This is a genomic window from Kordia sp., from assembly GCF_965224175.1.
GTDB lineage: Bacteria > Bacteroidota > Bacteroidia > Flavobacteriales > Flavobacteriaceae > Kordia.
Window position 1 is genome coordinate 237,345 of sequence record NZ_OZ245041.1, and the last position, 26,498, is coordinate 263,842.

General features: G+C 33.6%; 22 protein-coding genes. 19 read left to right on the forward strand and 3 right to left on the reverse strand.

Features of this window, described 5'->3' with window-relative positions:
- Positions 1 to 22 precede the first annotated feature (22 nt).
- From ACOQOS_RS01155 to ACOQOS_RS01180, 6 genes are all read left to right on the forward strand, one after another.
- Positions 23 to 2,959: a GH92 family glycosyl hydrolase gene (locus ACOQOS_RS01155; protein WP_420573120.1), complete on the forward strand. Its 2,937-nt coding sequence runs from the start codon at positions 23 to 25 to the stop codon at positions 2,957 to 2,959.
- Between the two features lie 286 nt (positions 2,960 to 3,245).
- A complete protein-coding gene (locus tag ACOQOS_RS01160) occupies positions 3,246 to 4,256 on the forward strand; it encodes a N(4)-(beta-N-acetylglucosaminyl)-L-asparaginase (RefSeq protein WP_420573121.1) in 1,011 nt (336 codons plus the stop codon).
- 159 nt (positions 4,257 to 4,415) lie between these two features.
- Positions 4,416 to 5,735, forward strand: a complete 1,320-nt coding sequence (locus tag ACOQOS_RS01165; protein WP_420573122.1) for a sugar MFS transporter — start codon at positions 4,416 to 4,418, stop codon at positions 5,733 to 5,735.
- A 74-nt stretch (positions 5,736 to 5,809) separates the two neighbouring features.
- Complete coding sequence (ligA, locus tag ACOQOS_RS01170; protein WP_420573123.1) at positions 5,810 to 7,807, forward strand: NAD-dependent DNA ligase LigA; 1,998 nt, start codon at positions 5,810 to 5,812, stop codon at positions 7,805 to 7,807.
- Positions 7,808 to 8,506, forward strand: coding sequence for a hypothetical protein (locus tag ACOQOS_RS01175; protein WP_420573124.1), 699 nt, complete (start codon positions 7,808 to 7,810; stop codon positions 8,504 to 8,506).
- Positions 8,507 to 9,199: a hypothetical protein gene (locus ACOQOS_RS01180; RefSeq protein WP_420573125.1), complete on the forward strand. Its 693-nt coding sequence runs from the start codon at positions 8,507 to 8,509 to the stop codon at positions 9,197 to 9,199.
- 2 nt (positions 9,200 to 9,201) lie between these two features.
- Here the strand turns inward: ACOQOS_RS01180 and ACOQOS_RS01185 are convergent, their stop codons facing one another.
- Positions 9,202 to 9,597, reverse strand: coding sequence for a DoxX family protein (locus ACOQOS_RS01185; protein ID WP_420573126.1), 396 nt, complete (start codon positions 9,595 to 9,597; stop codon positions 9,202 to 9,204).
- A 115-nt stretch (positions 9,598 to 9,712) separates the two neighbouring features.
- On the opposite strand from ACOQOS_RS01185, the gene ACOQOS_RS01190 reads away from it, so the two are divergent.
- Both ACOQOS_RS01190 and ACOQOS_RS01195 read left to right on the forward strand, forming a co-directional pair.
- A complete protein-coding gene (locus tag ACOQOS_RS01190; RefSeq protein ID WP_420573127.1) occupies positions 9,713 to 10,360 on the forward strand; it encodes a hypothetical protein in 648 nt (215 codons plus the stop codon).
- 83 nt (positions 10,361 to 10,443) lie between these two features.
- Positions 10,444 to 11,115, forward strand: a complete 672-nt coding sequence (locus ACOQOS_RS01195; protein ID WP_420573128.1) for a hypothetical protein — start codon at positions 10,444 to 10,446, stop codon at positions 11,113 to 11,115.
- Positions 11,116 to 11,232: 117 nt separating this feature from the next.
- Here the strand turns inward: ACOQOS_RS01195 and ACOQOS_RS01200 are convergent, their stop codons facing one another.
- Together ACOQOS_RS01200 and ACOQOS_RS01205 are read right to left on the reverse strand one after the other, a co-directional pair.
- Positions 11,233 to 12,150, reverse strand: a complete 918-nt coding sequence (locus tag ACOQOS_RS01200) for a bifunctional metallophosphatase/5'-nucleotidase (protein ID WP_420573129.1) — start codon at positions 12,148 to 12,150, stop codon at positions 11,233 to 11,235.
- Between the two features lie 12 nt (positions 12,151 to 12,162).
- Positions 12,163 to 12,912, reverse strand: a complete 750-nt coding sequence (locus tag ACOQOS_RS01205) for a 5'-nucleotidase C-terminal domain-containing protein (protein ID WP_420573130.1) — start codon at positions 12,910 to 12,912, stop codon at positions 12,163 to 12,165.
- Between the two features lie 303 nt (positions 12,913 to 13,215).
- Between ACOQOS_RS01205 and ACOQOS_RS01210 the strand changes: the two genes are divergently transcribed.
- From ACOQOS_RS01210 to ACOQOS_RS01260, 11 genes are all read left to right on the forward strand, one after another.
- Positions 13,216 to 13,728, forward strand: coding sequence for a DUF6913 domain-containing protein (locus tag ACOQOS_RS01210; RefSeq protein WP_420573131.1), 513 nt, complete (start codon positions 13,216 to 13,218; stop codon positions 13,726 to 13,728).
- Complete coding sequence (gene dapA, locus ACOQOS_RS01215) at positions 13,728 to 14,609, forward strand: 4-hydroxy-tetrahydrodipicolinate synthase (protein WP_420573132.1); 882 nt, start codon at positions 13,728 to 13,730, stop codon at positions 14,607 to 14,609. Before ACOQOS_RS01210 ends, dapA begins: the two co-directional genes overlap by 1 nt.
- A gap of 5 nt (positions 14,610 to 14,614) precedes the next feature.
- A complete protein-coding gene (locus tag ACOQOS_RS01220; protein WP_420573133.1) occupies positions 14,615 to 15,532 on the forward strand; it encodes an ion channel in 918 nt (305 codons plus the stop codon).
- A gap of 252 nt (positions 15,533 to 15,784) precedes the next feature.
- The gene (locus ACOQOS_RS01225; RefSeq protein WP_420573134.1) at positions 15,785 to 16,591 is read left to right on the forward strand and encodes an outer membrane protein assembly factor BamD; all 807 of its coding nucleotides are present in this window, start codon (positions 15,785 to 15,787) and stop codon (positions 16,589 to 16,591) included.
- Between the two features lie 5 nt (positions 16,592 to 16,596).
- Positions 16,597 to 16,923 (forward strand): DNA-directed RNA polymerase subunit omega, encoded by a 327-nt coding sequence (locus tag ACOQOS_RS01230; protein WP_420573135.1) that lies wholly within the window; start codon positions 16,597 to 16,599, stop codon positions 16,921 to 16,923.
- Between the two features lie 3 nt (positions 16,924 to 16,926).
- Entirely contained in the window at positions 16,927 to 18,138 is a 1,212-nt protein-coding gene (gene coaBC / locus ACOQOS_RS01235) for a bifunctional phosphopantothenoylcysteine decarboxylase/phosphopantothenate--cysteine ligase CoaBC (RefSeq protein ID WP_420573136.1), read from the forward strand.
- Complete coding sequence (locus tag ACOQOS_RS01240) at positions 18,131 to 19,021, forward strand: DUF4835 family protein (RefSeq protein ID WP_420573137.1); 891 nt, start codon at positions 18,131 to 18,133, stop codon at positions 19,019 to 19,021. Before coaBC ends, ACOQOS_RS01240 begins: the two co-directional genes overlap by 8 nt.
- Positions 19,022 to 19,089: 68 nt before the next feature.
- On the forward strand, positions 19,090 to 20,745 hold the full coding sequence (gene recN / locus ACOQOS_RS01245) for a DNA repair protein RecN (RefSeq protein WP_420573138.1): 1,656 nt from the start codon (positions 19,090 to 19,092) through the stop codon (positions 20,743 to 20,745).
- A 92-nt stretch (positions 20,746 to 20,837) separates the two neighbouring features.
- Positions 20,838 to 21,653 carry an enoyl-ACP reductase FabI gene (locus tag ACOQOS_RS01250; RefSeq protein ID WP_420573139.1) on the forward strand — a complete coding sequence of 272 codons (816 nt, stop codon included), beginning with the start codon at positions 20,838 to 20,840 and terminating at the stop codon, positions 21,651 to 21,653.
- 218 nt (positions 21,654 to 21,871) lie between these two features.
- Positions 21,872 to 23,602 carry an FG-GAP-like repeat-containing protein gene (locus tag ACOQOS_RS01255; protein WP_420573140.1) on the forward strand — a complete coding sequence of 577 codons (1,731 nt, stop codon included), beginning with the start codon at positions 21,872 to 21,874 and terminating at the stop codon, positions 23,600 to 23,602.
- 145 nt (positions 23,603 to 23,747) lie between these two features.
- Entirely contained in the window at positions 23,748 to 26,339 is a 2,592-nt protein-coding gene (locus ACOQOS_RS01260; protein WP_420573141.1) for a T9SS type A sorting domain-containing protein, read from the forward strand.
- The last annotated feature ends 159 nt before the right edge of the window (positions 26,340 to 26,498 follow it).

The window sequence follows — 26,498 nt, forward strand, 5'->3', positions numbered from 1 at the left end:
ATAAATTTAGCAATCTATTTTAATGAAACTTCAACACATCACACTTTTTATTATCATTTCTCTATTTTTTAGTTGTAAGAATGATGAAAAAATACAAATCGCTCAAAAAAATAAAGACTTAATCAATTATGTAAATCCTTTTATTGGAACTGGCGGACATGGACATACATATCCTGGTGCAACAATGCCATACGGAATGATACAACTCAGCCCCGATACGCGTTTAGATGGTTGGGATGGCTGTTCTGGTTATCATTATTCAGACGAATATATTTATGGTTTTTCGCATACACATTTGAGCGGAACAGGAGTTTCTGATTATGGAGATATTTTATTAATGCCAACAAATCAAGTGAACTTTAATAATGGTTCCAATGGAGAAAAAGGATATCGCGCACATTTTTCACATAACAATGAAATAGCAGAACCTGGTTATTATAAAGTTCATTTAGATACTACCAATATTGATGTAGAATTAACCGTTTCTGAACGAAGTGGAATGCATAAATATCAATTTCCTTCTGCTGAAAATCAAGTCGTGATGTTAGATTTAGTACATCGTGATAAAGTATTGGATGCAAAAATTGAAAAACTTTCAGATACTGAAATTATTGGATATCGATTCTCGGAAGCTTGGGCATCAGATCAACGTTTATTTTATGTAATAAAAACATCGCATCCGTTTGATGATATATTACAATCGCCACCAAAGCAAGGAATGCCAGGCGCAAGGAGATCTGCTTTGACATTTAAAAACCCAAATAATGAACCAATTATCATTAAAGTTGGAATTTCTGCAGTTGATGTAGAAGGAGCTCGAAAAAACTTAACAGAAGAAATAGGAGCGAAGTCATTTGAAGAAGTAAAAAAGATTGCACAAGACACTTGGGAAAAGCAACTAGAAAAAATTATCATTGAAAGCGATGATGTAGATTATAAAACAAATTTCTACACATCATTATATCACACGATGATTGCGCCAAACTTATACCAAGATGTAGATGGACGCTACCGTGATATGGATTTGAAAATTCATGAATCAAAAGATCATACGCATTACACAGTTTTCTCTTTGTGGGATACCTATCGTGCAGCGCATCCTTTGTATACAATTATTGAACAAGACAGAACCAATGATTTTATTAAAACATTTATCAAAAAATATGAATCTGGCGGTATTATGCCAATTTGGGATTTATCAGCAAATTATACAGGTTGTATGATTGGATATCATGCTGTTCCTGTAATTTCAGATGCATACATGAAAGGAATTCGTGATTATGATGTAGAAAAGGCATTTGAAGCAATGAAACATAGTGCTACACGTGATAAATTAGGATTGTATCATTATAAAGAATTAGGATATATTCCTGTGGAGAAAGAATCGGAATCAGTCTCTAAAACTTTAGAATATGCGTATGACGATTGGACCATTGCGCAAATGGCAAAAGCGATGGGAAAAACGGAAGATTATAAACGATTTACAGAACGTGCACAGTTTTACAAAAATGTATACGATCCAGAAACACAGTTTATGCGTGGACGTTTCAGAAACACTTGGTTTTCACCTTTTGATCCGTATGAAGTAAACTTTAATTATACCGAAGCCAACTCTTGGCAATACAGTTTTTATGTGCCGCAAGATGTTTCAGGCTTTATAGAATTGTTAGGAGGAAAAGACAAGCTGGAAACACAATTGGACAAATTATTTACTGCAAAACAAGAAACTTCGGGACGCAATCAAGCAGATATTACAGGGTTAATTGGTCAGTATGCACACGGAAACGAGCCGAGTCATCACATGGCATATTTGTATAACTTCATCAATAAACCATCAAAAACTCAAGAATACGTTCATCAAATTTTAACAACATTATACAAGAATGAACCTGACGGTGTTTCTGGAAATGAAGATTGCGGACAAATGAGTGCATGGTATGTATTAAGTAGCTTAGGATTTTATTCGGTAACACCCGGAAACAATGAATATATCATTGGAACGCCGTTGTTTGATAAAGCAACAATCAATCTTGAAAATGGGAAAACATTTACCATTGTTGCAAAAAACATTTCTAAAGAAAATAAATACATCAAATCGGCAACACTAAACGGAAACAATCATCCAAAGACATATATCAATCATCAAGATATTACGAATGGAGGAAGTTTGGTATTTGAAATGACAAATACAGCTACTGATTGGGGAACTCAAGATGAGAACATTCCGGTAACGGAAATTACGGAACATAAAATAGTACCGCCTCCATTTATAGCGAAAGGTGATATTGCATTCAAAGGGAAAACAGAAGTATCACTTTCTATGCCTGCAACTCCTGCAGAAATATTTTATAGTATTGATGATTCGGGATTTGTAAAATATGAAAAACCTTTTACAATTGCTAAGGCTTGTAAAGTAACGGTTTACTCGGCAGATGGTTCAGGGAATGAAAGTCCAAAAATCACGACAGAATTCTTTAAAATTGATCCTAATTTAAAGATTGAGTTAGGTACAGAATATGCAAATCAGTACAACGCCGGAGGACAAAACGCTTTGATTGACGGAATTGTAGGAACTGAAGATTTCCGTACAGGAACTTGGCAAGGATATTTTGATAAAGATTTAATTGCTACTGTTGATTTAGGAAGTGAGAAAAACATTAGTGAAATCAATTTAAATTTCTTAAAAGATCAGAAATCGTGGATCTTTTTACCAACACAAGTAGAATTTCTTATATCTACAGACGGTAAGTTATTTAGAACTTTAAAAAGACAACTGGTAAAAGAGCCAAGACCATCAGACCATCCTGTTGTTGAAAAATTTGGCGCATCTTTCAGTACAAAAAAAGCACGCTATGTAAAAGTTGTTGCTAAGAAACTTGGTGTACTTCCTGAATGGCACTTGGGACACAAACACGATGGTCGTTCATGGCTATTTGTGGATGAAATTGAAATTAAATAATTAGTATTCAGTTTACAGTTTTTGTAGTATGATATGTCACATCGAGCATTATTGAGATCAAAATATATTTTGATTGAAAATACCTAGCGTAGCTATCGAGATTCTTTGAAAATAGATATTTATAGATTACTTCTCAACTGTGCTCGACTCGACAAAAGTTTATAATAGTACGAATAAGATATATAAGTTAAATAGTATCAAAAGAAGTCAAAATACGATTGACTGTTTTTCATTTTATTCAGTTAATTTGAAAATCGTGAAAAGCAGCGTTTAAAATTACTCACAGATGAAAAGAAGAAAGTTTATTCAAAGTGCTGCTTTAACAGGATTAGGTTTAACAGTAGGAACTTCATTAATCGCTTGCGCGGATGATGAAAAATCTGTAGAAAAAGCAGTAGCAGTTGCTAATTCAGATGTAAAACCTACAATTCCAATGGTAATAGCTACATGGAATGTTCCAAATGCAACACAAAAAGCTTGGGACGAATTACAAGCAGGGAAATCTGCATTGGATGCGGTAGAGCAAGGTGTTATGATTGAAGAAGCAGATGTAAACAATCAATCTGTGGGAAAAGGAGGTTTGCCTGATAGAGATGGAAATGTAACGCTTGATGCGTGCATTATGAACAAAGAAGGAAATTACGGCGCTGTGGTATGTATTGAAAATATAAAGCATCCAATTTCGGTAGCACGAAAAGTGATGGAAGATACGCCGCATGTATTATTAGCAGGAAATGGAGCAAAGCAATTTGCAATTGAAAGAGGCTTTAAGCCTGAAAATCTATTAACAGAAGCTTCTAAAAAAGCTTGGGAAGAATGGAAAGTGAAATCAGAATACAAACCGATCATCAATATTGAAAATCACGATACAATCGGAATGTTAGCAATTGACAAAAATGGTGATATTTCTGGAGCATGTACGACTAGCGGATTAGCCTATAAAATGCAAGGACGTGTTGGTGATTCGGCAATTATAGGTTCAGGATTGTTTATTGACAATGAAGTTGGAGGCGCTACGGCAACAGGAATGGGCGAAGAAGTATTGAAAACAGTTGGAAGTTTTCTTATTGTAGAATTGATGCGACAAGGAAAGTCACCACAAGAAGCTTGTGAAGAAGCTGTAAAACGTGTCATTAAGAAAAGTCCAAATTATAAAGATTTTCAAGTAGGTTATATTGCTGTTAATAAAAAAGGAGAAACAGGCGCTTATTGCATTCATGAATGGTTCAATTATACAACCTATCAAAACAACGAAAACAAAAATCACAAAGCTGATTTCTATAATAAAACAAAATAAATTTTAGTTCAGAGTTGTAAAGTGATCAGTGGCGAATTACAAAAAAAAGTGTCTATTAATCACAATTAACGAATTAATAAAAAACAAAGTTTAAGAGTTTATATTCTAAAACAATAAAATATTAAATACCAATTAACTAACACCAAATACCTAATTAAGATGTCAACTAACAAATCGTACAAAAGTGCTTTTATTTTCTTAACTACTTTATTCTTCCTTTGGGGATTTATCACTGTATTAGTAGATAGTTTAGTACCAAGATTAAAAGATGTTTTTGAGATGTCTTATGCCAAAACAGTATTGGTTCAATTTGCTTTTTTTACAGCATTTTTTGTAGTTTCTGTTCCAGCAGGTATGATATTATCAAGAATAGGATACAAAAAAGGAATTATTTTAGGTCTGGCAATCATGTCTATAGGTTGTTTATTATTTTATCCAGCGGCAGAATACCGAACTTTCTCAGTGTTTTTAATTGGATATTTTACGCTTGCAGGCGGAATTACCGTATTGCAAGTAGCAGCCAATCCGTATGTAGCATTATTAGGTAGTGAAGAAGGCGCTAGTAGCCGATTAAACTTATCACAAGCCTTTAATTCATTAGGAACAACAATTGCACCTGTAGTTGGAGCATTGTACTTGTTAAGTGACTCTGTAAAAACGTCAACAGAAATAGAAGCATTAAGTGAAGCAGATAAAAAAGCATACTACATAGCAGAAGCTTCAACGGTACAAACACCGTTTCTATTAATAGCAGGTTTTATTGCGTTATTAGCAGTGGCTTTCTTTTTCATAAAGTTGCCTAAAATCATAGAAACTAGTCCCAAAGGTGGTTATGTTACTTTATTAAAAAACAAGATGATGCTTTTAGGTGCTTTAGGAATCTTTGTATATGTAGGAGCTGAGGTTTCTATAGGTAGTTTTATGGTCAACTATTTTGACAGTATGAATTTAGGAACCATCGTAGCAGGAAACGATACAATGATGAGTATTGCGAATACAATTGCTGAAGTATTTGGTAAAGACTTTGATGGGAAAGATCCAAAATCATTATTAGGTGTATTTATCATTTTCTATTGGGGTGGCGCGATGATTGGTCGTTTTGTCGGTGCATATTTGACAAAAATTATGTCGCCAGCAAAAGTTTTAAGCATCTTTGCGATTCTTGCTATAGCAATGATTACGATCTCTATCACTACAACTGGATTAGTATCTATGTGGAGTATTCTTGCTGTAGGATTGTTTAATTCGATCATGTTCCCAACAATATTTACACTAAGCTTAGAAGGTTTGGGCGAACTCAAAGCACAAGCTTCTGGATTGTTATGTATGGCAATTGTTGGTGGAGCTATTATTCCTTTTGCGGTTGGTGCTTTGATTGATGGAGTAGGATTTAAACTTGCCTTTGTTTTGGCGATGGTTTGTTATGCATATATTATGTTTTATGGATATACGAAGCGAAAAGCTCCTGTAGTTGCATGATAATCTAGTATAATTTTATGGTTGCCAAGGTATAGTTTGTTATATTTGTTACAGACACTATATCACAAGACTACATGAGCAACATTCAAGAAAAGCTAACCGCTTTACGCGATGAATTAAGAGAACACAATTACAATTATTACGTATTAGATAATGCTACTATTTCTGACTATGAGTTTGATATGAAACTCAAAGAATTGCAGGAACTAGAAGCTAAACATCCTGAACTTCATGATCCGAATTCGCCAACCTTACGTGTTGGTGGAGAAATTACGAAGAACTTCAATACAATTGCGCACGAATACCGTATGTATTCATTAGACAATTCGTATTCAAAAGAAGACTTGTTGGATTGGGAAAAACGTATAGAAAAGATTTTAGGCGTTGAGAATGTTGAATATACTTGCGAGTTAAAGTACGATGGTGCTTCAATGAATTTGACGTATGAGAATGGAAAATTAATCAAAGCTGTCACACGTGGCGATGGTTTTCAAGGAGATGAGGTTACCAACAATATCAAAACGATCAAAACTGTTCCGTTGCAACTAAAAGGTGATTTTCCTCCAAAATTCGATATTCGTGGAGAGATTATTCTTCCGCTTGACGGATTTAAAAAAATGAATGAGGAACGTGTCGCCAATGGTGAAGATCCATACATGAATCCTCGAAATACAGCTTCTGGAAGCTTAAAACTACAAGATAGTAGCGAAGTTGCGAAACGTCCGCTAGAATGTTTATTATACAATATAAAAGGCGAAAGATTGCCACTTTCCTCACAGTTTGAAAGTTTAGAAAAAGCTCGAGAATGGGGATTTAAAGTGCCAACGGTTGCTAAAGTTGCCAAAAATGTAGATGAAATTTTAGAATTTGTAAATTATTGGGAAGTCAATCGTCATGAATTAAGATACGAAATTGACGGCGTAGTGATCAAAGTAAATAATTTACAATACCAAGATGAGTTAGGATATACGTCTAAAGCGCCGCGTTGGGCAATGGCATATAAATTTAAAGCGGAGCAAGTAGCTACAGTTTTAAATGAAATTACATACCAAGTTGGTCGTACGGGAGCTATTACTCCTGTGGCAAATTTGGAGCCTGTTTTGCTTGCAGGAACAACAGTAAAACGTGCTTCCTTGCATAATGCCGATCAAATTGCTAAATTAGACATAAGAGAACGTGATACTGTATTTGTAGAAAAAGGTGGAGAAATCATCCCAAAAATCGTCGGAGTGAATTTTGAGGCACGTCCGAGCGACTCTACAGAAACTGTATATGCAACACATTGTCCCGAATGTAATACAGAGTTAATACGAAAAGAAGGAGAAGCACAACATTACTGTCCAAATGTGATGGGTTGTATACCGCAAATTGTGGGTAGAATTCAACATTATATTTCGCGAAAAGCCATGGATATTGATGGCTTGGGCGGTGAAACAGTGGCGTTGTTAGTAAAAGAAGGTTTAATTACCAACTATGCCGATTTGTATGAGTTGACGAAAGCGCAAATTATTCCGTTAGAGCGAATGGCAGAAAAAAGTGCCGAAAACTTAATCAATGGAATTGAAGCTTCCAAAAAGATTCCTTTTGAGCGTGTTTTATATGCTTTAGGAATAAGATATGTAGGAGAAACAGTTGCTAAAAAATTAGCAAAACACTACAAATCTATAGAGTCTTTAATGAACGCTTCGTCGGAAGATTTAGTGAATGTCGACGAAATAGGAGTGAAGATCGCCGAAAGTGTAGCGCAGTTTTTCTCGGAAGATGCTAATTTGCAAATTGTTGAACGTTTAAAAGAAAAAGGCGTGCAATTGGAGTTTTCTGCAGAGCAATTAGAAGGATTGACAGAAACTTTACTAGGAAAATCATTTGTAGTTTCTGGAGTATTTGAAAAAGTATCAAGAAATGAATTAAAAAAACTCATAGAAAATAACGGAGGAAAAGTTTCTTCGTCTATTTCATCCAAAACTTCTTTTGTTGTTGCAGGTGATAAAATGGGACCTAGCAAACGAGAAAAGGCAGAGAAATTAAACATAACCATATTAACAGAAGACGAGTTTTTGAATATGATATAAATGAATCTAACCAAACCAACACATATAGCTTTCATCATCGCGGCAGTAGTCACGTTGTTGGTAGCAATATTTTTGGAAAAGTTTAGTTTGATTTATGCGCAACCGTTTACGGTTTTCACTATTTTAATCATATATTTTAAGGAAAAAAAAGAACCAACGAGTGTATTGTATATATTATCTCAGGCTATTGGTTTAGCTGGTGGGATTTTATTGATATTAGGCATGCGCGATCACTTAAAAGCGGTTTCCGTATTATTCTCGTTATTTTACATCATTTATCTCCGATTGATGTATGTGCGAAATTTGATGAAGAAAACTGAGCTAAGGACTTACTTTTATGTAGCACTGATGTCTATTCCTGTATTGTATATTTATTACAATTTGATACAAACAGTTTCTTCTGAACTTAAAAATGTGGTAATTTACTTCAGTTTTTTAATGTTTTTTATGTTGAGTTATATCATAACAGCACTCTATTATTACATAAAAGACAAGACATCAACGAACCTTTGGATGCTAATTGCTGCAGTTAATCTAGGATTTATGAATATCATCATAGGTTTGAATGAACTTTACATGTATCATACTATTTTTACAGTAATAGTTGTATTTTGCAGCTTGTGTATACAATTTTTTGTGTTAAAATTTATGTTACACGATGAAAATGAAGATAATGACCTATTGAACTTGCTTCAATAAATGAACTATACAAAACCGACATATATAGCTTTTTTTGCGACAGCTTTTATTTCGTTGATCGTAGCCATCTTTTTTGAAAAGATAGATTTGTTATATGTATACCCATTAACTTTTGTCACAGCTTCAATAGTTTATTTAACAGAAAAAAAACAAACGACTAATATTTTATTCTTGATAGCTCTTGCATTAGCATTATCTAGTGGAGTTCTTTTAATTATTGGATTTGGGCAATATGTGCCAGAAGTATCAATTTTAGTATCGTTATTCTATATAATTTACTTACGATTGATGTATCTAAAAAACAAGAAGATGAAAACAACATTCAAAATGTACTTACGACTGCTGCTCATTTTTCTTCCTGTTTTTTATATTTATGATAGAGTTATTTGTTTGATATATAGTGAAATAGAAGAAGTGTTTGTGTATTTTGCAGTCATGGCAATTTTTATGTTATTGTACATCATTGCTGCTTTGTATTACTATCTCAGAAACAAAAATCAATCAAATTTATGGATGTTAATTACAGCTGCGAATTTAGGGATTATGAATATTATTGTAAGTATAAATGAATTGTATATTTATGAAAGAATGTTCACGGTAACGGCAATCTTCTGCAGTAATTTTATGTTGTTCTTTTCGCTAAAATTTATGATGGAAGACGATACAAATACTTTATCGAATGATGTTGTTTAACCTCAAAACTTTTTTCCGATAATAGGAATGTTTTTACGTTGTAACCAAAGTGTAATAGCGCTTAAAACAAAAACAATAATCGCTGTAATAAATAATGTGCCGCCATCTGGTTTTCCTTCAAAAGGGACTTCTATACCTAACTGTGTCAAATGCATCATAATTGCACCGCCAATAATTCCGAGTGTTATTGTAGCTCCTAACCAAGCGGTTCTAGGAATTAAAATTAAAATTCCAGCAATTAATTCGGCAATTCCTATTCCAATACGGCCATAAGGTTCAAGTCCAACTTCGGTAAAGATATGTACGCTATCTGGATGCGCAGTTAACTTAAATCGTAAAGTTTGTATCAAAATAATAGCAACTGCTAATCGGATGATAAACGGAATATACTTTTTCATATTGTTGGTTTTTAGTTGACTAGATAGTCGGAAGAGAAAAATATAGCTTACAAAAGACTTTTATCTTAATTCTTTATAAAATATTCACTAACTTAAAGAATAATTACCTCCTTAAATGTCAAAACAAAAAATACTAACATATCTCTACTTTTTTCTAGCTTTAGCAGATGCGTTGGGAGTTGTTTTTTCAGATATAATACATAGAAAATATACCACCTTTTTACCTGTTCCAGTACTATTCATATTGTATTTGTATTCGGTAAAGAAAGTTAATTGGTTATACATTTTCTCATTGATTTTTACATTTATAGGAATCATCTTTTTCAATATTCAATCTTATTTTAACATCGCATTGATTTTTTATGCATTGGGTGTTTGTTTATATGTTGTGATTAGTTTGAAAACAGCGGAAGTAATACCTGTAAAAAATATTGGGATTGCTACAATTCCTTTCTTAATTGTTTATTTAGTTCCGTTCATACTTTATTCGGATGCTGTACAATCAGAAGTATTTAATTATATTATTTTCTATGTGTTTTTTGTTGGTTTATTCTTTTTCATTTCAATATTGGTGTATGTCAACAAACAAAATACAGCAAACTTATGGTTGTTCTCTTCTGGAATAGTATTTTTATTTTCTACCATCATACATGGTTATAATATTTTCTTTGAATTTTTAGTACCTATCAGAGTTGGCGTTGTAATTACATTTCTCTTCATGCATTATGCTATGTATAGATATACAGTACTAAAAACGGTATAGCGCATTATAAATGATGCATCTAAGTAATGGCTGTAAATAAATTATAGGATTTCTTTGTAGAAATAAGTTACTTTGTAACGCTAATGAAAAAGATTAAACTACTTTTAATTACATTACTAATTTGTATAGTGTTGATCGATATTGTATGGATGTTTTTCCCTGATAGTATATCCAGAAACTTTGCTACCGTTCTCACTATTCCAAGCATAATGTTATGTTATTTTTTATACGTAGAAATAAAAAATATACTCTATCTATTGGCTTTAGTTGCTTTTATGGTAGCAGATTATTATTTTTTTGTTGAAAAAAGTCTTGCTAAAGGAATTATAGGAAGTGCAGTAGCTTTATCAATTTATGGTATCATTGTACTAAAGCAATCGCATTATATTTCTACAAGAAGGTTACTAGTAAATACTATTCCTTTTTTGGCAATATACATGTTGCCTTTTGTGTTTTTTGTTGAAAAAATACGAGATGATATTTTTGGAGAAATTATCTTCTATACCTTTTCTATTGGTTACTTCTCCTTTATGTCTGTAATGACTTATGTGAGCAAAAAAAACAAGGTAACAAAGAAGTTAGTATCCGCAGGAATAGCTACTGCAGTCATGGGAGCTTTCTTTGGAATCTATTTTTTTATAGACAAAAGACCGATGTATTCTGTGTTAGCAAAAATATTTTTTGTGTATTCTCATTACACTATGTGGGAATACATCATTATTAAAGATGCTACTGAAGTTACAGAAGAAGTATAGGGATTTATTAATTTCAAAAGAGAATACTGACTCAATTGAAACAATAAATCCGCAGAGATATTTGTGCTTTAACGATGTAAAGTCACTCTATTTTAATGTAAAAATTATTATACTTGCTTATACAATAATTGATTTTCCATTGGCAATTACATTCTTCTCATCATCAAAATAGAAATCAATTCTTCCTACATAAATACCGTAAGCACCAACTTGATTTACCAATACAGATTCTCCGTTGATATTTTTTGCTACAGTTGGTTTAGGTAAAAACGTATGTGTATGTCCTCCAATAATCAAATCTATATTCTTAGTTTGTTCTGCTAACTTTAAATCTGAAGGTCTTTCAGGGTGTTTTCTATAATTATACCCTAAATGAGATAAACAAATTACCAAATCGCACTTTTCTTCTTCTTTTAAAATACGACTCATATCTTGAGCAGATTCCATCGGATCATTGTAAACGGTCTCTTTATACATACGTTTGTCTACCAAGCCGTTTAATTTTATTCCTAATCCAAAGATTCCAATTTTGATTCCGTCTCTTACAAATACTTTATATGGCTTTACATGACCATCCATTGCGGTATTTTTGAAATCGTAATTAGCAGATACAAACTCAAACTTAGCATTTGGTAATTGTGCTGCCAATCCGTCAACACCATTATCGTAATCATGGTTTCCAATTGTCGCCAAATCGTATTTCATCATACTCATCAACTTAAATTCTAACTCGCCACCGTAATAGTTAAAATAAGGTGTTCCTTGAAAAATATCACCTGCGTCTAGTAGCAATGTATTTGGATTTTCTTTACGAATTCTTTCAATTAAGCTTGCTCTACGTGCAGCGCCACCTTGATTCGGATTTCTTGGGTGATTTGCTCCAAAAGGATCAATATGACTGTGTACGTCGTTTGTATGTAAAATAGTGATATGTTTCTTTGCTGAATTTGCGGTAAAACTTTGTAAAGACAAACCACCTAAAGTTACAAAAGCACTAGTGGCTAATGAATGTTGTATAAAATCTCTTCTTTTCATAATAATGTGGTTTTATAATTTTACAAATCTGCCATCAAGTTTTGCAGGAATTGTGTCTACGCTTTTAAAATAATCAATCATGGCATTTCTAATCTTATAATCTAATACTTCTAGAGATTCTGGATCTTTCAAAAAGTTCATTCTATCGCCACCATTTTGTAAATAATCAGAAGTTACTACAGTATATGTTTTGCCGTCTTCAATTGGTTTGCCATTAATTAAAGCTTCTTTTACATTAAAATCACTGTCTAATTTTATAGTCAAACCAGCAATAGGATGTGCTCGCTTTGATTTTGCTAAATAATCAACCATGCCACGAATGTTTTCTGCGGTCAATTCTGCAACTACAATAGAGTTTTCAAAAGGCATTACATTAAAAGCAGTTTGCGTCTTTATAGGTCCTTTTGGAATTGGTGCACGAATTCCACCATGATTCAACAGACAAATATCAATTCCACGATCTTTTCGCTTTTTGTAAATAGACTCACTTTGTGATTTTACCAAGTCTGCCATTAAATTACCAATAGTAGTTTCAAACTCACCATCATTTTTATGCATATCTTTTGGTGCGTAACTCAATATCTTGTTCATATCCTTTTCAATACGTTCACGATATGGCTTTATAAAAGCTTCAATTTCTTGATTGGAAGTTAAGGAATCATTGATATTGATACGTTTCCCTTCAATTCGGGAAATACCTTGTTTTTCTTTAGCACAAGAGAAAACTAAAAAAATAGCAAATAGTGCAACAATTTTTTTCATAAAAAATAAATATGCGGCAAATTATAAAAAATCATAGATACATAGGCTGTCAACTATACTAAAAAATTGTAAACACATACACTTTTTTTGTGATTACTAGTCAAAAATGAACGCTTATTGTTAAAAATTGACGCTTACGAAATATATTTTTTGTTTCGTAAACAGAGCGCTAACTTGTCATATAACTAACGTTTATGAGGGTGAAAGTTAGTCTTAATGATTAAATGAAGGAGATGTGTCTTGAAACATGCATCTCTTTTTTTGTGGAAAAAGAGTATTTTTGTGAAGAATTAAATCGGATACATGTTTTTAAAAACATTACAATATAAATCGGCAAAGAAAGCACTTACAAAAAAGCTTAGCCAAGACATCACAAAACAAGTTAGTAATAAGCTCATAGAAACTGTGGGAATTATTGTGAATGCTGATGAAATTGATGATTTTCAGCGAATTGTAAAAGGCTTGAAATTGCCTGTTGTAGTGGAAGTATTGTGCTATCATAAAGATTTAAAAAAAACACGTACGGTTGACTATCCAGTTTTCTATGAAAAAGATTTTGGCTGGAAAGGAAAACCACAAACAAAAGATTTAGAGCAATTTCTAGAAAAACCTTTTGATCTACTAATCAGTTATTATACAAATGACTCTTTACCATTACAATTGGTTTCAGGTTTACAGAAAGCAGAATTCAAAATTGGAATCACTGGTTGCGATCAAGAAGTTCACGACGTCATCATTCAAACCAAAGAAGACGAAATTGAAACATTTACAAAAGAATTACACAGATACTTACACATACTAAATAAATTATCATAATGAAGAAATTCATAGGAACTGGAGTAGCTTTAGTGACACCTTTTAACAAAGACACTTCAGTAGATACAAATGCACTAACAAACATTGTAAATCATGTTATAGATGGTGGAATAGAATACTTGGTGGTTTTAGGAACAACAGCTGAAAGCGCGGTTTTAACTAAAGAAGAAAAGCAATTAGTGATTGATACTATTGTAAAAGCAAATAACAAGCGTTTACCAATCATTTTGGGAATTGGAGGAAACAATACAGCGGCTGTTGTAAATGAATTAAAAACAACAAACTTAGAAGCTGTTGATGCAGTATTATCAGTTTCTCCATTTTATAACAAACCTACTCAAGAAGGAATTTATCAGCATTTTAAAGCAGTAGCAGAGGCGAGTCCGAAGCCAATTGTATTGTATAATGTGCCAGGAAGAACAGCGAGTAATGTATTGCCAGAAACTGTCATTCGTTTGGCAAATGATTTTGAAAATATTATTGCCGTAAAAGAAGCTGCAGGCGATATTGTACAAGCCATGCGCTTGATTAAAGAAGCTCCAAAAGATTTCTTGGTAATTTCAGGAGATGATATGATTACTTTGCCTATGGTTTTAGCTGGTGGAGCAGGAGTAATCTCTGTAATTGGACAAGGATATCCAAAAGAATTTTCAGAAATGGTACGCTTAGGATTAGCTGGAAATGTAAAAGAAGCTAACGAACTTCATTACAAAATTATGCCATCTATCGATTATATCTTTGAAGAAGGAAACCCAGCAGGAATCAAAGCCGTTTTTGAAAAGCTAAATTTATCAACTCCAACAGTACGTTTACCATTAGTAGAAGCTTCAGCAGCGCTCAAACAAAAATTAAACAATTTTACAGATACGTTGAATTCATAGATTGAATGGCAAGAAAGGTAAAAGATCCAGGATTAGGAGAATCTAGCATAACTACAGCAAAACGAATCGTCAACAAAGATGGTTCGTTTAACATAAAACATCTCAACGGAAAAACAGGAATTTCTGCGTTGTATGCATATTTGGTAGATATTAGTTGGACACGATTCTTCTGTTTTGTATTTCTTGCGTATTTTGTGTTGAACATAGTATTTGCAACAATATATGTATCTATTGGAGTACAGTATATTTCAGTGGAACCACAAACTTTTATTGTTGATTTTGTAAATGCATTTTTCTTTTCATCACAAACCATTACCACTTTAGGATACGGAGCGATGGCGCCTACAAGTCTTATTGCGGGTGTTGTTTCTAGTTTTCAAGCTTTAATCGGACTATTAAGTTTTTCATTCATCACAGGACTCTTATATGGACGTTTTTCAAAACCCAAAGCGTCAATAGAACTCAGTGACAATATCATTTATCGTGATTTTAAAGATGGAAAAGCACTCATGTTTCGTTTGATGAATAGCAAGACAGATGTCATGATTAATCCAACAGCAAAAGTTACTTTAGCAATTACAGAACCTAGTGAGAACAACACCTATACGCGTAATTTTTATCAATTAGAACTTGAAAGAGATCATATAACATATCTACCAACAACTTGGACTTTGGTACATGAAATCACAGAAGATTCTCCTTTGTATAAATTCTCAGAAGAAGAACTCAAAACCTTAAATGGAGAATTTTTAATCATGATTTCCTATTATGATGAAGCATTCAACGAAGAAGTATACAAACTACATTCGTACACATTTGAAGAATTACTCATGAATGTTGCCTTCGAAAAAGCATTTTTCTACGATGAAGAAGGCTATACTGTATTAGATCACCATAAAATAAGTAATACTAGGAAAATGTAGCCTAGATTTTTTAACTAGTCTAGATATGTAGACTGTCTTAGACAGTATTATACAGTTAATTCTAATTTCAAATCTAACTGCTGAATTGGTCTAATATCTAAAAGAGAAACACATCTAAAAGAGCTAAAAAGTGTGCAAAATCAGACACAAAAGTTAAAACTATGATAAAGAATACCAAATTCAGATTTCTAAAGTTATTTTAGCGACTTAAAAATGTTTTCATAATACATAATAAATACCTATTTTTGCCAGATGTTTAAAAAGATACCAAAATTTCTATACTTAGTTTTAGTAGTTGCTACAGTAGCTTCTTGTAGTGAATATCAAAAAGCCCTAAAGTCGGAAGATACGAAAGTGAAATACGAATTAGCGGAACGATTCTATAAAGAAGGAAAGTTTAAAAAAGCTAGTAGAATTTTTGAACAAGTAGTACCAAAATACAGAGGAAAGCCACAAGGAGAACGTGTTACTTTCTTGTATGCAAGATCATTATTTGAAATAGAACAATATATTGTTTCTGGATATCAGTTTGAGCGTTTTGTTCGTTCATATCCAAAAAGTGACAGTATTCAATCTGCTGCATTCTATGAAGCGAAAAGCTATTACATGGAATCACCTCGTTACAGTATAGATCAAACGGAAACGCACAAAGCCATCAATAAACTTCAAGCATTCATTAATAACTATCCAGAATCAACATTCTTGGATAAAGCCAATGCTATGGTAGATGAATTGACGACTAAGGTTGAGAAAAAAGCATACGAAATTGCAAAGCAATACAATACAATTTCAGATTACAAATCATCAATAAAGGCAGTAGAAAACTTCCTTTCAGATTATCCAGGAACATCGTTCAGAGAAGATGCCATGTTTTTAAAACTTAGTGCAATGTACAATCTTGCAACAAAGAGTTTTGAAACCTTAATGGAAGGTCGTTACAACGATGCAGCATCAGCTTATAAAACGTTGGTGAAATTTTATCCTGAATCAAAATACAGAGAAGAAGCCGACGAACTTATGGCTTCTATTACAGAAGAATTAGCAAAATTTTCAAAATAACAATTATGGTTGATATTAAAAACTTAGACGCTCCAATCAGCACAACAACAATCGAAAGAAATCAGTTTGATGCTCCTACGGACAATATTTATGAAGCAATTTCTGTTGTAGCTAAAAGAGCAATTCAAATCAACTCAGAAATTAAAAAAGAATTGATCGAGAAATTAGATGAATTTGCTACGCACAATGATAGTTTAGAAGAAATCTTCGAAAACAAAGAGCAAATAGAAGTATCTAAATTCTACGAAAAACTTCCTAAGCCACATGCTATTGCAGTACACGAATGGTTGGAAGAAAAAATATACTACCGTAACACTAAAGAAGAAGCTTAGTCTATGTCAATTTTAAGGGGCAAAAAAGTATTACTAGGCGTTACCGCTGGCATTGCCGCTTACAAAATAGCTTCTCTAGTACGGTTATTCATAAAAGCAGGCGCCGAAGTCCAAGTGGTTATGACGCCTGCTGCTAAAGACTTCATTACACCGTTAACACTATCTACATTATCTAAAAATCCTGTACATTCATCATTTACAAACGAATATGATGAAAACGATGTATGGACAAATCATGTAGAACTAGGCTTATGGGCAGATTTTATGTTAATTGCTCCAGCAACAGCAAATACGATGTCTAAAATGGCATCTGGAAATAGTGATAATCTATTACTAGCAACATATCTTTCCGCAAAATGCCCTGTGTATTTTGCTCCAGCAATGGACTTAGATATGTACAAGCATCCATCTACCAAAAACTCCTTTGAAAAACTAACCAGTTTTGGAAATACAATGATTCCTGCCACAAGTGGAGAATTGGCAAGCGGATTGGTTGGAGAAGGACGTATGGCTGAACCAGAAGACATTGTAAGTTTTATTGAAAAAGATATTTTAGATTCGCTTCCGCTGAAAGGTAAAAAGGTAGTAATTACTGCTGGTCCAACTTATGAAGCAATTGATCCAGTACGTTTCATCGGAAATCATTCTTCTGGTAAAATGGGTTACGAACTAGCACGAACTGCTGCAAACTTAGGAGCAGAAGTTATTTTAATAGCTGGTCCAAACAATCAAAGTATTTCGCATTCTTTAGTAAAAGTAGTTGATGTTATCAGTGCTGAAGACATGTATAATGCGGCTCACGAAGATTTTTCGACAGCAGATATAGCGATTCTTTCGGCTGCAGTAGCAGATTATAAACCAAAAGATGTGGCTACTCAGAAAATAAAAAAGAAGGATTCATCGTTAGAGATAGAGTTGGTCAAAACAAAAGATATTTTAGCATCTTTAGGAGACATCAAAAAAGAACAATTTTTAGTAGGTTTTGCATTAGAAACGAACAATGAATTAGAAAATGCTAAAGGAAAACTTACGAGAAAAAATCTCGATATGATTGTCCTTAATTCTCTAAATGATAAAGGTGCAGGATTTGGAAAACCAACGAATAAAGTAACCATTATTGATAAAAAAATGAATACCTTAGCTTTCGGATTAAAATCGAAAGCCGAAGTAGCCAACGATATATTTAGTGAAATTTTAAAGCGAATCAATGCGTAATCTTGTTTTAAGTATCTTATTTTTTAGTGTAGCATCATTCATGACTGCACAAGAATTGAATTGTCAAATCACAATTGATGCACAGCAAGTCAATCAGACGAACCAACAAATTTTTAAAACTTTAGAGCGTTCTCTGAATGATTTTGTCAACAAAACGCAATGGACAAATAAAAAATTTGCTGCTACAGAACGTATCAATTGTAGTATGGTGATCAATGTATCACAATATCAATCAGATGAATTCGTAGCAACAATTCAAGTACAATCTTCAAGACCAGTTTTTAACTCTTCATTTGAATCGCCTGTATTCAACTTTAACGACAGACAATTTAGATTTATCTATCAAGAATTTCAACCAATAGTTTACAATCCAAATGCATTTACATCAAATCTAGTAGCGGTTGTAGCATATTATGTACATATTATTTTAGGAATTGACGCTGATACATTTGCGCTCAGAGGCGGATCTAACTATTATGCACAAGCACAACAAATTGTGAACCTTTCGCAGTCAAGTCCATTTTTAGGATGGAAAGAAGCAGACGGTAATCGTACGCGTTGGAGATTGTTGGATAACATGCTAAACAATACTTACAAAGAATACAGAACTGTAATGTACAACTACCATCGAGTAGGAATGGACAAAATGGCGGATGATGCGCGTACTGCAAAACAAGCAATTAGTGGAAGTTTAGAACTCTTTAAATCCTTAAATAATAGAAGACCCAATGCTTTCTTGTTACAAACTTTCTTTGACGCAAAAGCAGAAGAAATTCAAAACATTTATTCTGGAGGACCAAAAGTAAATGTGACTAAACTGGTAGAAACCCTAAACAGAGTCGCGCCATTTCACGCTTCCAAGTGGGAAAAAATTAAATTCTGATTCTTGCAAAAAATTCTAGCAATACATTATTTTTGTACTGAAACTATCTGTAACAAAACTTTACTGCATTGCTCACACAACTTTCTATAAAAAACTTTGCGTTAATTGATTCTTTACAAGTCGAATTTGACAAAGGATTGACTATTATTACTGGTGAAACTGGAGCTGGAAAATCAATCTTGCTCGGTGGTTTAGCATTGATATTAGGAAAGCGTGCAGATTTATCTTCTTTAAAAAACAAAGAACGTAAATGTGTGATTGAAGCTGAATTTTCTATAAAAAAATACAAGCTTAAAAATTTCTTTATTATAAATGATCTTGATTATGATCATGAAACTATTGTAAGACGCGAAATACTACCTTCGGGAAAATCGAGAGCTTTTGTAAATGATGTGCCAGTTCGTTTAGATGTATTAAACGCTTTAGGCGATCAATTAATAGATATTCACTCACAACACCAAACGTTACAGCTTACGGACAATCAATTTCAATTTCAAGTCATTGATACTTTGGCAAATGTTTCTGGTGAAGTAAGTTCGTATCAAGATGTTTTAAAAACATACCAATTCACACAAAAAGAATTACAGAGCATACGAGAAGAACAAGCCGCTTTAGAAAAAGAGCATGATTACAATATGTTTCTGCTAAAAGAATTGGAAGAAGCAAAACTAGAAGGGTTAATCTTGGCAGACTTAGAAGCACAATATGAACGTTTAAACAATGCAGAAGATATAAAAACTAACTTGAGTGCTTCCGAGCAAATACTTTCTGATGAACAAGTTGGTGTGTTAAATCTACTTTCTGAACTGCAAGTAGCTTCTGGGAAACTCTCAGAAATTGCTCCAGAATTCAATAATTTGGCAGAACGTATTAAAAGTTCATACATAGAGTTAGATGATGTTTATAATGAAATCATCAATTTGCAAGGTGAAATAGAATTCAATCCTGAGCAATTAGAAGAAATCTCAGGGAAGCTTCAAAAGATATTTGATTTACAAAAAAAACACAATGTACTTTCTGTTGAAGAGTTAGTAGCGATTCAATCCGATCTTTCTGAAAAAGCTGCTGTCTCTGAAAATATTGACGATGTTATTCAAGCAAAAGAAAACGAATTAGAAGTTTTGAGTAAACAATTAAAACAAATTGCTAAAACCATTCACACAAAAAGAACGGAAGGTATTCCAAAACTAATCGAGCAATTAGAGCGTTTGTTAGCAAACTTAGGAATGCCAAATGCACGTTTTAATATAAAAGTCCAACTAGCAAATCAATTTTACACAAACGGAATGGACGATTTGCAATTTCTATTTGCGGCAAACAAAGGAGGAAACTTTAATGAATTGAAAAAAGCGGCTTCTGGAGGAGAATTGTCGCGTGTAATGTTGTGCATCAAAGCAATATTGTCTAAATACATGCAATTGCCAACCATTATGTTTGATGAGATTGATACAGGAGTTTCTGGGGAAGTTGCGAATAAAATGGCTAAAATAATGCAGCATATGGGGAAAAGTATGCAAGTATTTTCAATTACACATTTACCGCAAATTGCAGCCAAAGGAAAACAGCACTTTAAAGTATATAAGCGTGATGTAAATGAAGTAACTACAACACATTTAAAGCAATTACATGAAGAAGAACGTGTACAGGAAATTGCACAAATGCTCAGTGGTGCTAAAATCTCAGATTCAGCATTGGCAAACGCAAAAGAATTATTAAAATCATAAAAGATAATTTCAATCCTTAGAAATCGATCAATTCAATCTTTTACCATATATTTGAACTACCAAACGACTAAAAACGACTAAAATTAACAAGCATGTCATATAACTTATTAAAAGGAAAAAAAGGGATCATATTTGGTGCTTTAGACGAAAATTCTATTGCATGGAAAACTGCTGAACGTGTGCATGAAGAAGGTGGAACATTTGTACTTACAAACGCACCAATTGCAATGCGTATGGGAAAAATAAAAGACTTAGCAGAAAAAACAGGTTCTGAAATTATTCCTGCAGATGCGACTAGTGAAGAAGATCTTCAAAATCTAATAGAAAAGTCTATGGAAATCCTTGGCGGAAAAATAGACTTCGTGTTGCATTCTATCGGAATGTCTGTAAATGTTCGTAAAGGAAGGCATTATACAAATTTGAAATACGATTGGATGACTAAAGGTTGGGATGTCTCTGCGGTATCTTTCCACAAAGTAATGCAAACACTATACAAAGCAGACGCAATGAGTGAGTGGGGAAGTATTGTAGCATTAACATACATGGCTGCACAACGTACGTTTCCAGACTATAATGATATGGCTGACAACAAAGCATACTTAGAATCTATTGCACGTAGCTTTGGATATTTCTTTGGAAAAGAGAAAAAAGTACGTGTAAATACAATCTCTCAATCACCAACGCCAACGACAGCTGGACAAGGAGTAAAAGGATTTGATGGATTTATCTCTTATGCAGAAAAAATGTCTCCTCTTGGAAATGCAACAGCAATGGACTGCGCAAATTACACAGTAACATTATTCTCTGATTTAACCAAAAGAGTTACGATGCAAAACCTTTACAATGATGGAGGTTTCTCTAATACAGGAGTAAGTCAAGAAGTAATAGAAAGATTCACAGAAGAATAAAAAAATCTACATAAAATATTTAATACCTCTAAAATTATTTAGAGGTATTTTTTTTGAGAAAGAATTTTATGTAAACCTAGTAAATACGTAGGTTTTAGTGAAAATATATTTATAGATCAAGAATTATTACTTAGATATTGTTGTCAAATATTTGTGAAATATAAGTTGTTTTAATAGTTTAGGAGTCTCGAACTCAATAAATTATTTACCGACTGCTTATGAAAAGACGACTACGCTTCTCCTTTTCGTGTATTATTTATATCATCTATTTTCAGTTAAATGCGCAAGCCTACTTTGAAAATCAAGCCAATACTTTAGGTGTAGATGATTTTAGCGGAACTACATATCTTGGAAATGGAATTTCTTTTTGTGATTACAATAATGATGGATGGGATGATATAACTATCGCTACACAAAGTGGAGATCCTTTAAAAATTTACAAAAACAATGGAGACGGAACTTATACGCTTGAAACTACTTTAGTTCCCAATAATAATGCAAGACAAAAACAAGTTATCTGGGTCGATTTTGATAATGATGGCAATAAAGATCTATATGTCTCTAGCGATATAGATGGAAGCCGACTTTACAGAAATAATGGTACGGCATTGATAGACATTACTATAGCTAGTGGTTTGCCAACCGCAGTTCAGGAAAACTTTGGAGCTTCTTGGGGCGATTATAACAATGATGGATATTTAGATGTTTTTCTTTGTAATAGAGGATTAACAGGGCCACAACCCAACTATTTATATAAAAATAATGGAGACGGAACATTTTCTAATGTGAGCACTGCCGCTGGAATAGATAATGGAAGTCACTTATCATTTTGTTCAGCTTTCTTTGATTATAATAATGATGGATGGCAAGATATTTATATGGCAAATGATAAATTAAATACCACTAACATTTTATATAGAAACAACGGAGACGGAACATTTACTGATGTTAGTGAAGCATCAGGAACCAATATTGCCATTGATGCAATGTCAGTTACCATAGGCGATTTTGATGGAGATAGTTGGTTTGATATATATGTGACTAATGGAATTCCAGGAAACTACTTATTAAGAAATAATGGAGACGGGACATTTACTAATGTAGCTTCTCAAACAGGAGCAATGTTTGAAAGTATTGCGTGGGGATCTGTATTCTTAGATGCAGAAAATGATGGAGATCTTGATTTGTATGTAAGCGGATCATTTGATGGAAGTAATCCAATGTTTTTATCAGCAGCATTTTATACCAACAATGGAAGTTCATCATATGCTATAGAAAGTAGTTCAGGATTTGAAAATGATGAAGCAGAAAGTTATTCAAATGCAATTGGTGATACTGATAATGACGGTTTTCCTGAAATTATCGTAAATAACTCAGGAGGAGACAATATTTTCCTCTGGAAGAATGAAACTACTAGTAGCAACAATTGGTTAAAAGTAAACTTAGAAGGAGTAGCGAGTAATAAACAAGGTATAGGAGCTACTATCGAATTAAATAGTGGTGGAAGTTCTCAATATCGCTACACAGTATGTGGAGAAGGGTATATTGCTCAGAACTCAGAAACAGAATTCTTTGGAATAGGCACTAACACAAATATAGATTACCTGAAAATAACATGGTTAGGTGGAGTAGAAGACATATTTTATAATGTAACTCCAAATCAAACATTAAACATTGTAGAAGGTAGTAGTCCTTTAAGTACAGAAGAATTTGAATCTAGAAATAAAATTCAAGTATATCCAAATCCAACAACTGGTAAAATTTGGATACGTACAAATGAAAATAAACCATATGAATATGTCATTTTTGACAGCAAAGGAACACAAGTAAAAAAAGGACAAACTATACAACAAAATCACATAGATATTTCTATGTTATCTTCGGGTTATTATTTGCTTAAAATAATGGGTGAAAAAAACGTATTTAATAAAAAAATAATGTTAAAATAATCTAAAGATAAATTGTAGGAAATACCGCTTTTTAGGTGTTTTATCGATAAAAACAATCTTTTTATCGATATTAACATGCGTGATTCAAAAAAAATGTGGTTCTTTCTATTGATATTCAACTAACTAACAAAAAATCAAACTTTTTATGAGAAAAATTACATTTAAAATTTTTATGATAATGTTCTTGTTAGGTGCCTATGTAGGTGTCTCACAAACATTAAACCAAGCCGCAAGTTGGCCTAACGCAGCTTGGACACTTTCTGGTACATATACCGCTGGAGGATTAGCTTCTGATCCAACTGGTGCTGGTACAACTTTTACTTGGGATGATGACGCTGCTGGAAATGGTTCAGGAGATAATATCATTGCAACTTCTCCAGTTATCGATTTAACTGCTGCCAGTGGAGCAGGAGAAACTTGGATTACAGTTGCTAGTGAATTTACTTACAGAGCTCTTGGAGGAGATGTTTTAATTATTGAAACATATGATGCAGATGCAATGACATGGTCTACTTTACATACTTTTGCAGGAAATGCTACTGTAAATGATTACCAAACATGTATAAACACAGAAGCATACACAACTCCAGTGCTTGATATTTCTGGATTTACAGCTACACAGTTAGCTGGATTCCAATACAGAATATCTTATGATGACCAAGGAGGTTGGCAATGGGGATGGTGTGTAACTTCACCAACTATTACCTCTGCTGCACCACCATCTTGTATCGATCCTTCAATGCTAACAGCTACAAATATTGCTGATACAACGGCTGACTTAGGATGGACAGAAAATGGAACTGCTATGGTATGGGATATTGAAATCGTTACTAGTGGCTCTGCAGCTACAGGAACGCCAACAGCTTCTGGTGTAGCTAATCCATATATGGCAACAGCGCTTACAGCTGATACTGCATATGATTTCTATGTAAGAGCAGATTGTGGAGGAGCAGGAACTTCTAACTGGGTAGGACCTTTTACATTTACAACTGCTTGTGCTGCAATTGCTGCGCCATATAGTGAAGATTTTGAGACGTTTACGACTGCAGGTACTGCTTTTGGAGCTGAAAACTGTTGGACAGGAAGCGGAGGAGTTTTCTATTGGGAATCTGCACCAGGTACAGATGCAGGATCAGGAGGAACTGGACCAGATCCATCAATTACAACAGGAAACTATTTCTATACAGAAGCATCAAATGGAACTACAGGAGATACAACAGATTTATTGTCTCCATTAGTAGATCTTACAGCACTTACAGCTCCTGCATTAACATTTAACTATCACATGTTTGGTGGGCAAATAGGAACATTAGATGTATTAGTGAACGGAACAACAAATGTTTGGACGTTATCAGGTCAACAACAAGCAAGCGCAACAGCTCCATGGGAATTGGCAGTTGTAGATTTAGCTGCATATGCAGGTCAATCAATTACAATTACATTCAGAGCAACAAGCGCTGGAACATTTGAAGGAGATATTTCAATTGATAACGTATCATTTACAGAATTGCCTGCATGTTCAACACCAAATGCTTTAGGAGCAACAATGATAACAGATACAACTGCTGATCTTGCATGGACAGAAAATGGAACAGCTACTGCTTGGGATATTGAAATCGTAGATATCACAGGAGGAGGAATGGCTACAGGAACACCAACTGCTTCTGGAGTTACTAATCCTTATACAGCAATGGGACTTACACAAAACAACGATTATACTTTCTATGTAAGATCTGATTGTGGAGGTGGAACATTTTCAACATGGGCTGGACCTTTTGCTTTCTCTACAATAGAAACATGTCCAACACCATCAGCATTAACTGCTACAAATATCATGGAAACAACTGCTGACTTAGGTTGGACAGAAAATGGAGCAGCTACTTCTTGGAATATCGAACTAGTTGATATTACAGCTGGAGGAACAGCTACTGGAACACCAACAGCTTCAGGAGTAATGAATCCGTATATGGCAACAGGATTAGTAGGAGATAATAACTATGAATTTTATGTACAAGCAGATTGTGGAATGGATGGAGTATCTGCATGGGCAGGACCATTTGCTTTTGCAACACCATACGTTGCAGTACCACCAACTTGTTCTAGTGGAATATTCTTAGATTCAGGAGGAATGTCAGGAGATTATTCTAGTGGAGAGGATATTACATATACTATTTGTCCAGATATGGCTGGAGATGCTGTAAATGTTGAATTTACTTTCTTCTCTTCTGAAAATAATGGAGCAGCAGCTTGCTATGATGGATTAACTGTTCATGATGGAGCAGACGCTATGGCAACTACGATTGATCCTCCAGGAGGTGGAACAATTTGGTGTTGGGATAGAAACGATACTCCAGCAGCAGGAACAGGAGATTTACAAGGTATGACAATCACTTCTTCAGATGCTTCTGGATGTTTAACATTTGTATTTACATCTGACGGATCTGTTACAAGACCAGGATGGCAAGGAAATATTACATGTGCGCCATTATCTGTTGAATCTGCTGAAACTAGAGGTTTCTTACATTATGTAAATACAGCAAACAATAGTTTTGTTGTAAATGCACAAACAAACGTAAGCTCTATCGAAGTGTATAACATCGTAGGTCAGGCTATTACATCTGTAAAACCAAATGCTAATACAGGAGAAGCTTTCTTAGGTTCTGCTAAAAATGGTATATACTTTGCAAAAGTAACATTAGAAAATGGAAGATCTTCAGTAGTAAAATTCGTGAAGTAATTCTATAAAAATATATTTATCATTAAAAGCTGTTCTTTATTGAACAGCTTTTTTTGTTTCTACAATTTAGACATTCTACTCCTTAAATGTATGTCTTTCTTTAACATGCATTTGTAATGCCTTCTTTCAAAAAATCAATTTTTTTCTCCTTTTAACTTA